This is a genomic window from Microcoleus sp. K4-B3 (genome assembly GCF_036704615.1).
Taxonomy (GTDB): Bacteria; Cyanobacteriota; Cyanobacteriia; order Cyanobacteriales; family Microcoleaceae; genus Microcoleus.
The window spans coordinates 65,229-76,293 of the sequence record NZ_JAUBSF010000024.1 but is presented as its reverse complement, the minus strand read 5'-3'; the positions used below and the strand labels follow the sequence as shown (position 1 = coordinate 76,293).

General features: G+C 46.4%; 11 protein-coding genes. 8 read left to right on the top strand and 3 right to left on the bottom strand.

The annotated features are described in order from the left end of the window. Positions 1 to 189: 189 nt before the first annotated feature. From QUA78_RS13485 to QUA78_RS13470, 4 genes are all read left to right on the top strand, one after another. On the top strand, positions 190 to 714 hold the full coding sequence (locus tag QUA78_RS13485) for a hypothetical protein (protein ID WP_333398862.1): 525 nt from the start codon (positions 190 to 192) through the stop codon (positions 712 to 714). Between the two features lie 588 nt (positions 715 to 1,302). Continuing rightward, entirely contained in the window at positions 1,303 to 1,650 is a 348-nt protein-coding gene (locus QUA78_RS13480; protein WP_333398861.1) for a hypothetical protein, read from the top strand. Positions 1,651 to 1,740: 90 nt separating this feature from the next. After that, positions 1,741 to 2,421, top strand: coding sequence for a DUF433 domain-containing protein (locus QUA78_RS13475; RefSeq protein WP_333302764.1), 681 nt, complete (start codon positions 1,741 to 1,743; stop codon positions 2,419 to 2,421). Next, positions 2,405 to 2,782 carry a type II toxin-antitoxin system PemK/MazF family toxin gene (locus tag QUA78_RS13470; protein WP_333214479.1) on the top strand — a complete coding sequence of 126 codons (378 nt, stop codon included), beginning with the start codon at positions 2,405 to 2,407 and terminating at the stop codon, positions 2,780 to 2,782. The genes QUA78_RS13475 and QUA78_RS13470 overlap by 17 nt, the downstream gene beginning before the upstream one ends. 39 nt (positions 2,783 to 2,821) lie before the next feature. Here QUA78_RS13470 and QUA78_RS13465 read toward each other — a convergent pair whose 3' ends face one another. Then, positions 2,822 to 3,244, bottom strand: a complete 423-nt coding sequence (locus tag QUA78_RS13465; RefSeq protein WP_333302762.1) for a DUF2281 domain-containing protein — start codon at positions 3,242 to 3,244, stop codon at positions 2,822 to 2,824. A 187-nt stretch (positions 3,245 to 3,431) separates the two neighbouring features. Further along, positions 3,432 to 5,444, bottom strand: coding sequence for an excinuclease ABC subunit UvrB (gene uvrB / locus QUA78_RS13460; RefSeq protein ID WP_333302760.1), 2,013 nt, complete (start codon positions 5,442 to 5,444; stop codon positions 3,432 to 3,434). 179 nt (positions 5,445 to 5,623) lie between these two features. On the opposite strand from uvrB, the gene QUA78_RS13455 reads away from it, so the two are divergent. After that, a complete protein-coding gene (locus QUA78_RS13455; protein ID WP_333302758.1) occupies positions 5,624 to 6,106 on the top strand; it encodes a hypothetical protein in 483 nt (160 codons plus the stop codon). A gap of 98 nt (positions 6,107 to 6,204) precedes the next feature. Here the strand turns inward: QUA78_RS13455 and urtA are convergent, their stop codons facing one another. Beyond that, the gene (urtA, locus tag QUA78_RS13450; protein WP_333302757.1) at positions 6,205 to 9,132 is read right to left on the bottom strand and encodes an urea ABC transporter substrate-binding protein; all 2,928 of its coding nucleotides are present in this window, start codon (positions 9,130 to 9,132) and stop codon (positions 6,205 to 6,207) included. A gap of 568 nt (positions 9,133 to 9,700) precedes the next feature. Between urtA and QUA78_RS13445 the strand changes: the two genes are divergently transcribed. The 3 genes from QUA78_RS13445 to QUA78_RS13435 all read left to right on the top strand — a co-directional run bounded on the left by QUA78_RS13445 (position 9,701) and on the right by QUA78_RS13435 (position 10,990). Next, complete coding sequence (locus QUA78_RS13445; RefSeq protein WP_333302755.1) at positions 9,701 to 9,907, top strand: hypothetical protein; 207 nt, start codon at positions 9,701 to 9,703, stop codon at positions 9,905 to 9,907. A 379-nt stretch (positions 9,908 to 10,286) separates the two neighbouring features. Beyond that, entirely contained in the window at positions 10,287 to 10,469 is a 183-nt protein-coding gene (locus tag QUA78_RS13440) for a CsbD family protein (RefSeq protein ID WP_333302753.1), read from the top strand. Between the two features lie 77 nt (positions 10,470 to 10,546). Beyond that, positions 10,547 to 10,990, top strand: coding sequence for a hypothetical protein (locus tag QUA78_RS13435; RefSeq protein WP_333302752.1), 444 nt, complete (start codon positions 10,547 to 10,549; stop codon positions 10,988 to 10,990). Positions 10,991 to 11,065 lie beyond the last annotated feature (75 nt).

The following is an 11,065-nucleotide window of genomic DNA, read 5'->3' as shown; positions in this document are numbered from 1 at the left end:
CGGATAATGACGGCTCCTTCAAAAAGAGCTATGATGATAACCCGTTTTGAATTGTACCCGTAACAAGGGTGAAGATACCAAGGAGCGGAATGAAGCGAAAGTTTCACGTTCCGTTTTGAAGGAGAGGTAGGGGTAGAAATTCCCCTATCGACTCTACCATTCTACGAAAATTAAATAGGAGGAGCAGCGATGAATAGCAGTCAAAAATTTAATTTTAAATTAGCAGAGCGTTTCTTAGAAAACTACGCAGAACCTCCCGAAGATCCATTGGGAGAACTTTCTCATTTTGAAATGGGATGGCGACGTTTCTGCTTTGAATGCGACCATAAAGTTTTAATAGAAATAGGTGAGGAGAAAATAGAGGTATTTTTAGATTTAGATATTTCCATGATGATAGAGGATAACTTTCCACAGGAAATTGCTAAGCTATCGCAAGGTCAAAAAATATCAATAGATTTTCCTGAGAGTTGGTTCATGATTAGGTTGCTTCCCAGGGAGGATCGCATTAGCTGTACTTTGAGCAAGTTTGGAACTTCGGGCTGGGAAAAGCATTTTGAATTCGATCGCACTCACGTATTAGATGTGCTCAGAGGTTTTCTTCAGGAAGTGATGCAGCTAGCTGTAGATAAGGGTTACATCACGTTGGAAGAGAAGGAGGAGTTTATTAGTCCGGCTTTTGCTAGCAGTACGGATGCTGCGGTATTGAGCAAGTAGTTGGTTTGGGTGGTGTGAAGGGCGATCGACCTTTTTTATATATTCCTGAAACCCATTACCATGTCTGCCCGCGATCGATTCAATCGGCGCTCAATTCTTAATAGATATTTAGGTGGATTTGGCCTCCATTTTACCCATAGCGCGGTAGACTGCGCTATTCAAGCGTATTAGATTAAAGCGGCATCGGATGTCGGCAAATTGAGGTTGAGTTGGCATCCACTTTACCCATAGCCCCGTATATGCGGTTATTCAAGCGTATTAGATTAAATCGGCATCGAATGTCTGCAATCGGATGTTTAAATCTCCGTAATAAAGAAAACAAACGGTCTTATTGCTTGCTTGACAAGTGACCGAACGAATGTTAAATTCTTAAAATACAAGCTCAAACAAAACTTCCTCACATTGCCAAGTGTAAGAAAGACAACGCTTTAATGTCTTGTAGTTTTTGCAATAGCAAATCATATCTGATACGGAAAAGGCCCGGCTGAAGTAACGATTCAGACAGAGGCCTTGCTTTAGCTAGCAAACTCACGGTGGTTTGACATCTCAACTTCAGACCACCACAAGTTAACGTAACTTTTGAAATATATGTCCCATAATTATACTCCACAATGCGAGTCGTTGTACACCAACCTTCAGCGGACTAAGAAAACCCTCTCTGTTTTGGCGGAGTCGAACCGCGCTTTGGCGAAGTCGAACCGCGCTTTGGCGGAGTGGAACCGCAGTCTGCTTGAGGAAAACGAAGCAAAGGATGAAAATATCAAAGCTAAGGATAAAACTATCCAATCCTTAGAGCAAAAAGTCCTTGAACAGCAACAAGAAATAGATGACTTGAGGCGCGAACGTGATTGGCAGCCTAATGCCTGGGATAACGATGGTTCATCAAATGCAGATTGTCACTATCGCGAATATGCAGCATATCGACTAAGAATCTGATAGAAAGTACGATCGCCCTTCCCATCCAAAAAATAGGACAATGGTAAAGGGCGATCGCACTTCACCCTAAAATCTTTCTCAACTAAACCCATGAGTACAATTCGCTTACAACTAGCCGAATACTTGAAATGTCGAGGTTTCACCCCCGAAAATTTGGTCGAAGCTGTCGGCGAAACACTCAATCCTGAAACCGTATACCAACTGATCGAAAAAGCCGAAAACCTCAGCCACCTAAACTTATCTGTCCTAGCCGCCATTATAGATGGCTTGAGCAAACTCAATGGTTTTCCCGTTGGCATCCCAGAAGTGCTAATATTTTTTCCTGACATTTCCGAGGAAGCATTGGCAAAATCGCCTTGGCGTCAACTTTACCTCGTCGATAATGAAATTCCACCCTATGATTGGGGAGATGTAGACCCCCTCGAAGGCACAAAGCCTGTGCGTTTTATTCCGGGAGTTGGAATAGTAATTCTGGACAATGAAAGTGCAACGAATAGTAAAGAAGATATCCAGCAATTTACTAGAATTACCTGCGATTCAGAATTCATGGCGGGAAAACCTTGCATTCGCAACTTACCCATAACTGTTGAAACTATCATCTCAATGATGGCGTCTCACTATTCAACAGCAGAAATACGCCAAACTTATCCAGAACTTGAAGAAGCAGACTTTAAAGAAGTTATCGCCTATGCTAAATGGCGAATTCAAGAAACAAACCCGATCGACATTGGCAATAAAAAGGTAGAGAAAATTTGTGAGTCAGCTACCTAATTTTTTGCAGGTGAGGGCTGTAGTGCTAGTTAACTTCCCGGCTCAAATTCCCCCCGGTCGCGAACAGGAAAACACTCGACCTGCCGTAATTGTAGCTTTGCCAAATGTCACAGGAATAACGCGGTTTTCGTTGGTAATAGTCGTTCCCTTGACGACACAACAAGGAGATTGGGCGACACGAAACTCAACGCTATATCCGCAGCTTCAGGCTGGAATGGGAAACATACGCTATGACTCTACAGTGTTGCTGGATCAAATACGCGCTGTGGACATAAAGCGTGTTTTGGGCTACCGAGGAGATTTAACCGCAGAAGAGTATCAGCCGATCGCAAATGGACTAAAAGCGATGTTTGGCTTTTGAATTATCCCTTCATTACCTAACCGTTTATCGCGCAGATGCTTAATACGATTCCCTACGGGATAGCTTCGCTTCACGCACTTTTTGCTGTTTTTCCTGCAAAAACTCCGCAAAATCGCATACTTCAGCCACTAACTCGTCAGGTAAATTATTTAAAACCGACAGTAAATGCTCTCGAATTCCCATCATTTCGTCGGCAGATTTTACTAATTGCAACTGATGCGGATAAACTGTTTCCACACCAATCGTTTCCATAAATGCGCCCGGTTCATCCTGAGTTGCAGGCACAAAATCCCCGCCAACTTCTGCTTTCACCCATCCCCCAAATAATTCTACTAAATAAGCTTCACCGTTCTTGAAAACCTCAACAATTGTCCCGGCTGTTTGTGGCGGTGCCATCTCGCGATCGGCGAGGGCGACTCCTTCGGTTAAAGTCACTGCATCCAATAACTGAAATTTGCTCATTGCTGTCTCCCAAAGTAACAAGAAATCAGGACACGGCAGTGCCGTGTCCCTACAATTAATAGGGTGATAGTTACATCGGCGAGCGAGGAAGATTGATTATTTTCGGGTAGGGAAACGGCACTGCCGTGTCCTCCGTTGTTTCGGATCGAAGGTAATGCGATCGAACATCATATCCTCCCACTCTTCCTTAATGTCCCAATAGCTTATCGCGCAAATGCTTAATCCGATCGCGCAATTTACCCGCCTCCTCAAACTCCAACTTCTTCGCCGCCGCCTTCATCTGCGCTTCCAACCGCCCGATTAACTGAGGAATCTCATCCAAAGATAACTCATTTACCTGTTCGTAAACCTCCTCCAACTGCTGAGAATTCAGCTTGCGCGACACATCCAAAAATGCCAAAATCGCATTACTCGATCGCTTTTTCGCGATCGGCTGCGGCGTAATCCCGTGCATCTTATTGTACGCTAGCTGAATCCCGCGGCGTCGATCGGTTTCGTCGATCGCCTTAACCATACTATCCGTCAAATTATCCGCGTACAAAATAGCCTGTCCCTGAACGTGCCGCGCCGCCCTCCCAATCGTTTGAATCAACGAACGTCCCGATCGCAAAAACCCCTCTTTATCCGCATCCAAAATTACCACCAGCGAAACTTCCGGCAAATCCAAACCTTCCCGCAGCAAGTTAACACCAATCAATACATCAAACTTACCATCCTGCAAATCTTGGATAATTTCGATGCGTTGAATCGACTGAATTTCCGAGTGCAAATACCGGACTTTAATAGCCCTCTCCTGCAAATATTCGGTTAAATCTTCCGCCATCCGCTTGGTTAAAGTCGTCACCAAAACTCGCTCGTCCCGACTTACTCTCTCCTTAATTTCCCCCAACAAATCATCAATTTGTCCTTCCGTCGGTCGCACGAAAATTGTCGGATCTATTACTCCGGTAGGGCGAATAACTTGCTCTGCAACTCGGTCTTCAGATATTTCCATTTCCCAATCCCCAGGCGTAGCAGAAACAAAGATGCACTGATTTTCTTTTGCCCAGAATTCCTCTGCTTTTAAAGGGCGGTTATCTGCCGCGCTGGGCAAGCGGAAACCGTGTTCTATCAATACTTTTTTGCGCGCTTGGTCGCCGTTGTACATCCCCCGAATTTGCGGCACTGTGACGTGAGATTCATCTATTACCAACATCCAATCTTTTGGGAAATAATCAATCAAACATTCTGGCGGTTCCCCGGCATTTCTCCCTGCTAAATGCCGCGAATAATTCTCTACTCCGTTGCAGTAACCTACCTCGCGCAGCATTTCCAAATCGTAGCGCGTCCGCTGTTCCAACCGCTGAGCTTCTAATAGTTTCCCATCTTTTTCAAATTCTGCCAGTCGGTCTTCTAATTCGAGTTCTATCCCTTGGCAAGCTGCCTCTAATTTATCTTCTGCCGTGACAAAGTGGCGGGCTGGATAAATATTTAAAGCAGTTGTACTTTGCAGGATTTTACCTGTTACTGGGTCAACGTAGCGAATGGCATCGATTTCGTCGCCGAAGAATTCGACGCGAATAATTCTATCTTCGTAAGCCGGGCCTATTTCCAAAACATCGCCTTTGACGCGAAATTTCCCTCTGCCTAAATCTATATCGTTGCGGCTGTATTGGACGTTGACTAAATCGCGCAAAACTTGCCGCTGGTTGACTTCCATTCCTACTTGCAAAGGAATAGCAGCTTTCAGGTATTCTGCGGGCATTCCCAAACCGTATATGCAGCTAATTGAAGCAACTACAATTACGTCGCGGCGTTCAAAGAGCGATCGCGTGGCGGAGTGCCGCAGCATATCTATCTCGTCGTTAATTGCTGCCGTTTTCTCAATGAAAGTATCGGTGACAGCAATGTATGCTTCAGGTTGGTAGTAGTCGTAATAACTGACAAAGTATTCGACTGCATTGTTCGGGAAAAAATTTCGCAGTTCGTTGCACAGTTGAGCTGCCAGGGTTTTGTTGTGTGCTAGCACTAAGGTGGGTCTGCCGACTTTTTCAATCACCGAGGCAATGGAGAAGGTTTTGCCCGTACCTGTGGCACCGAGTAAGGTTTGAAATCGATCGCCCGCTTCGATGCCTTTGACAAGTTGCTCGATCGCTAGCGGTTGGTCGCCTGTGGGCTGGAAGGGCGCTTGCAATTGAAAAGATGCTGCCGCAGTTACCATAGGAAAATGTAGCTATTACCCATAAATCTTAACAAAAATGCATAGATCCTGCAATTCGTTCAGAAAATAGTTAGACTTTGTAATATTATTTTAATCATCGGCCGAAATAGAAAGCAGAAAGCCCACAAAAGCAGTTGTCCGAACCCAGCAATCAACAGCAATAAGCGAGGAAAAGAATTATGGATACGAGCAGTACAGGTACAGGCAAAGGCAAAGCGATCGCCCGCCGCGGCAAAGGCGGTTCCAAAAGCCAAGCGACAGAACCCACGGATGCCAAAGCAACAGGAATTCAACTTTATAGGCCGCAACTCCTGCATGACAACCGCCCCGTCGGCCCAGACGATTTTACCATCAGCGAGACAGTCTCGATATCGGGGAACCGCCCGATCGGCACTAGCACCCTGCACATCAGCGAAACCTACGGCATTGTAGCCAATCGCCCGGTCGAATCCAGCGACTTGGAAGTGGTTGCTACAATCGGCAACCGCCCGATCGGTTCCAGCGCCATGCAAGTCAGTGAAATGTTCAGTATGTCCGGTGCCCGCCCTATTGGCATCAGCACTCTGCATATTGATGAAGTTTACTCCACAATGGGAGGAAACCGCCCCATTGCCTCAAACGAAATTGACGATAGCTCGACATTAATGGGCTTCTTAGATTAATTAGTCAGTTGTTAGTTGTTAGTTGTTAGTTGTTAGTTATTATCTGCTACCAATAACTAATAACTAATAACCACTGCCAACAGTCAACAGTCAACTAACTACTTCCCGACACCCTGATATTTGCTCAATAAAGCAGCAAAGCGCTTGTAATCTAAAGGCTTCTCCAAATATTCCGCCGCTCCCAATTCCAAACCCTGATTTTTGTCGTCCAAAAAAGTTATCATAATCACCGGAATATCAGCCAAATCCGGATCGCCTTTCAACGCCGACAGCACCGCCCAGCCGTCCATACTCGGCATCATCACGTCCAGAATAATCGCGTCCGGCAGCAACTCCTTAGCCAACAGAAGCCCCCCTTGACCGCTAGCCGACGATCGCACCCGAAATCCCTGTTTCGACAAGCAGCGGGTCATCAAATCCCGCGCGTCCGGATCGTCGTCAATCACTAGGACAGTAGCAGCATCGGGCAGCTCCAGCGCTAGCGATCGCACTTGTTGTTGCTTGGCTTCTGTCCCCGCTACACTCGTCTCTAACTTTAGGTAAGACTCGACCTGCTTTTCTTCGATTTCTCGATCGGGCCACGCTTCTTGCTGGCTTTTTACCACAACCGGCAACCTGATCGTAAAAGTAGAACCGCAATCAAACTCGGTCTCAAGCGTAATATCCCCGCCCATCATCTGGCAAAACTTCCGGCTAATTGTCAGCCCCAAACCGGTGCCGCCGTATCTGCGGGTAGTAGAATCGTCCGCTTGGGTGAAAGCTCCGAACAGCCTCGACACCTGATCCTCAGTCATGCCAATGCCGGTATCGCTGACTTGAAACACGATCGAAGGCTTTTGACACAGAGAAGGATCTGGCGAGAGTTCTTCGGAATTGTCGATCGGCAAAACTTCCCCTTTTTCCTTCCAGACATTAATCGTAATTTTGCCTCGATCGGTAAACTTAGCAGCATTGCTCACCAAATTCAACAGCGCTTGCCGCAGCTTTGACGAATCAGCGTAGATCGTGCCAATATTGCGATCGCAATTGACGATCAAAGTGTTGCCATTTTTCCCTAGCAGGGGTTGAACAGTAGTGACAACCTGCTCGATCAAATTCAACACCTCAAAAGTCTCCAAGAAAAGAGTCATCTTTCCTGCTTCAATTTTAGAAATATCCAGGATGTCACTAATAATGTTGAGCAACTGCTTGCCTGCCATATTAATGCTTGCCAAATCCATCACAAACTCTTCTTCGCCGAGTTCCAGAGCCTCTTCTTGCAGCAGCTCGCTGTAGCCGATAATCGCATTCAAGGGCGTCCGCAACTCGTGAGTCATATTTGCCAAAAATGTGCTTTTTGCCCGGTTGGCAGCTTCTGCAGCATTCTTAGCGACTTCCAATTCGCCCGATCGTTCCTCTAGCTGCCGCTGCCGCAGTTCCAAACCGTTGAGCAAATTGCTAATTTGCTGAGCCATTGTATTGAGAGTAGAAGATAGCACCCCGATCGCGTCATTAGAAACAACTGGCGATCGAGCCGTCAAATCACCGCTCGCCATCAGTTCAGCAGTTTCCCGCAGCAAGCCGAGATTCCGAATAATTGCCGACACCGACACAAAACCCACTATCCCCGCGATCGAACTCAAAACCAAAGCCCCCAGCAGCCAGTGCTGAGTGCGGCTCACCAAAGCCAGAGTTTGCTGCACCAGCACCGCCATTGCTGCCTCGGGAACCCCCGCCGCCGGAGCTGAGGCAGCGTCTATTGTCAGCAAATAGTTCTTCATCTCCACAGAACCCATCCACCCGACTCCCACCGCCATCCAAGTTATCAGTACCAAGATGACAAACAGCCCGATCAAAGAAGCCCGAGTTCCCAAAGAAATCTGCCTCGGAGCAAGTGCCGCCGCCCAAGGATAGCCCTTGAGAAAAGGATCTGGCTGCACCGGTACGCCCGAATTCCAAATCTCCTCAATTTGACCGTCCAACCTCACCTTACCAATCCGCACAGTTTTCCAGGTAGACTGCGTTTGGGCATCTATTTTTACCTTGCCCGAAGGCGCTGCAAACTCAATATTTTTAGCAGCCGCCCTGACTTTAACCACATCTGTCGAACCAGCTTTTTCTACTGCTTGCTTCCACAGGTAAACGCCTAAATAAGCAGCTTCGATCGGGTCATCCGTGACTCGATTTTCCCCGTATCGGGCTTTATAAGCCTTGACAAATTTATGATTTTCCGGTGTATCCACCGTTTGAAAATAGTTCCAAACCACCAAATGTCCGGCAATATTGGACGGCCCGATCGCCTGCACTTCCTCTTCTGCGACGCTAACCGACATCACCAGCAAATCCTCGGGTTTCAAGCCAGCTTCTCGCAACTTTTGGAAAAAAGCCACATTGCTGTCGCCGTTGAGAGTGTTGACAATAGCATCTGGTTTCACTGCTAAGATATGTGCGATCGCCTCGCCCACTTCCCTAGAACCCAGCGGCAGATACACTTCCCCCGCCAACTCTCCCCCGAGTGCCGCCAGTTGAGCTTTCACAATCAGATTTGCCGTCCGAGGAAAGATATAATCTGAACCCAACAGAAAAATTTTCCGCTTCCCCTGTGCCAGCAAGTAATTCACCCCAGGCACAATCTGTTGGTTCGGAGCAGCACCAGTGTAGAAAATATTCGGACACTGTTCTAGCCCTTCATACTGCACCGGATAGAACAGCAACCCGCTGCCGTGATCGAAAGCCGGCAGTACAGCTTTGCGGCTCGCCGAAGTCCAACAGCCAAATACCACCGCCACCTGCGCTTCTAGGAGCAATTGCTTAGCTTTGTGAGCAAAAGTCTGCAAATCGCTGCCTCCATCTTCTATCACCGCTTCCAATGGGCGTCCGAGCACCCCGGAGACCGCATTGATTTCCTCAACAGCTAACAGCGTCGCATCTTTAACAGAAATTTCGCTGATGGACATCGTGCCCGTCAGCGAATGCAACACGCCTATTTTGATCGGCTCACGAGTCGGGCCGGCTGCTTCGAGGGGGTTACTGCTCCTTGCTCCCATAGGGTTTTAGATAATTTTTACTAATAACAGAAATTTTAGTTCGATCCGGCAGGAAGTTAGCCTTGACGCTAACTCTTGTTTAGCAGATTATTTAACCCGATCGCTACAAAACAGGGGAATTGCTGTACCCTGTGGATTTTAACGGTCAAACTCTCAGCATAGACTTAAGTCTGCACTAACCTGTCGCCTATTTCTCTCTTCATCTTTTTTTACGGATGTCGAAAGAGCCTCATCCAATAACATTCGGCACTTAATGCGCGCGCCGCAGAAAAATTCTCCCCATCCCCCGCCCTCCCCGCTCCTCCCATCTCCCCAACTCATTCACGGGATAGCCTTGTGAGTCATCCAGAATTTCACGCACTCACGCACTCATCCCTTTCCCATATCTTTCTTCCGGCAGATCGAAGTCTCCCTTATTTCTCTTAATTTAAAACTACAAACTATTAGCCAGTCCCTATCTATCTTCAGGCAGAGGGAAGGCTTCGTTATTGGCGTTATTATAAGTATAAGGCTAACTTCTAACTAGCCGTGTTAAAAATAAATTTAACCAACAATAGGGTCAAGACAAATGAGTATTGAAGAAAACGCGACCCACCCTGGCAGCGAGAATCAAGTAACGCTACCAAAATCAAGGGAAACATTACTCGGAGAGGAAACAGAAAAAGCCCTCGGTGAGCACAAACAAAAAGATGCTCAAACTATGCGCGCTGTGGAACAGTTGAAAGAAGAACTTCAGCACAAAATAGATGAAGAATGTCATCACAAGGTAGATTAAAACTCATAGGGATTTTTTTAGGGTGTGGGTAAGATGCGGTCTTGCCCACACTCGCCTTTTGAAGGCACAAAGCAGAATTCAATAAAAACATGATAATTTTTTTAATTTTTTTGTTTTAAAAAAAGTCTTGGACGCACGGGTGACCATCGACGATTTTTTTCACAGAAATACTTCATTGCAGCCAGCAGAAACGGTCAAAACAACTGGTAAGTATGAAAGTGGCAGTCTGTCCAAGACGGAAAAATAACTTTTCCATCTTCCCTCTTCATTCTTTCTTCATTCTTTCTTCCTAGAGGTAGAGTGCAACGCAGTTCCTAGTTACCTATGATGAGTTTATTAAGTAAAAAACGTCTGATTAGATACAGACAGGGAGAAACCAATGAGCGTTGAAGATAGAGCAAAGGCAACTGGCGACAACATCGCAGGCAAAGCTCAAGAAGCCCTAGGCAATGTTACTGGCGACCCGAAGGATAAAGCAGAAGGCAAAGCCAAGCAGGCAAAAGCTCAAGCTGGTCACGCGATCGAAGATGTAAAAGATGAGCTCAAAAAGAAACTAGACTAAGCCTAATACTAATTGAGAGGGTCGAGCAACCTGACCCTTTCAAGTATTCACAATCTTTTCTGAACGGAGGAAAAAAGGTGAGTTTATTGCAGCAGAGTCGCAAAATAATTGCGGGCTTACTCTTAGTTTTAATGCTGGCTGTTACTACTGCCTGCGCGCCCAGCGTTTCAGCCCAAAAACCGAGTGATGTACCTGTAGCAATTGGTGGCAGTCAGGGTTATTACGCGCAGCTAGAACGCGGCAATACCGCCACCGGTCAAGATTTTGGTCAATGGGTCACAAAGACGGCTAAGGGTCTGGTTCAGGATGCTTACGTGCGCGACAATAACAAATTGGGAGTGGTAATTACCTCCCAAGTCCGCCCTACAGAAGTGAAAGATTTGGCCAAGTCTTTAGCACAAGGTTTTCACCGCAATTTTCCAAATCAGGATGTAAGTGTTTTGGTTTACGCTCCTGACAAAAAACTGATTTTGACGGCTAAGTACGACCAGCAATCAAATCAAATTGAATACAAGTCTTGATCTGGTTAGAAAGCTTAAATGAAAGCTGCGTGACGGTTTAATATTCCGCAGTTTTTTGAATCTGAAATCAATCTC

Coding starts and splice junctions, on each gene's coding strand:
- QUA78_RS13475 (WP_333302764.1), top strand. CDS start 1,741: ATGAGTACAATTCGCTTACAACTAGCCGAATACTTGAAATGTCGAGGT.
- uvrB (WP_333302760.1), bottom strand. CDS start 5,444: ATGGTAACTGCGGCAGCATCTTTTCAATTGCAAGCGCCCTTCCAGCCC.
- QUA78_RS13485 (WP_333398862.1), top strand. CDS start 190: ATGAATAGCAGTCAAAAATTTAATTTTAAATTAGCAGAGCGTTTCTTA.
- urtA (WP_333302757.1), bottom strand. CDS start 9,132: ATGGGAGCAAGGAGCAGTAACCCCCTCGAAGCAGCCGGCCCGACTCGT.
- QUA78_RS13465 (WP_333302762.1), bottom strand. CDS start 3,244: ATGAGCAAATTTCAGTTATTGGATGCAGTGACTTTAACCGAAGGAGTC.
- QUA78_RS13480 (WP_333398861.1), top strand. CDS start 1,303: ATGTCCCATAATTATACTCCACAATGCGAGTCGTTGTACACCAACCTT.
- QUA78_RS13455 (WP_333302758.1), top strand. CDS start 5,624: ATGGATACGAGCAGTACAGGTACAGGCAAAGGCAAAGCGATCGCCCGC.
- QUA78_RS13445 (WP_333302755.1), top strand. CDS start 9,701: ATGAGTATTGAAGAAAACGCGACCCACCCTGGCAGCGAGAATCAAGTA.
- QUA78_RS13440 (WP_333302753.1), top strand. CDS start 10,287: ATGAGCGTTGAAGATAGAGCAAAGGCAACTGGCGACAACATCGCAGGC.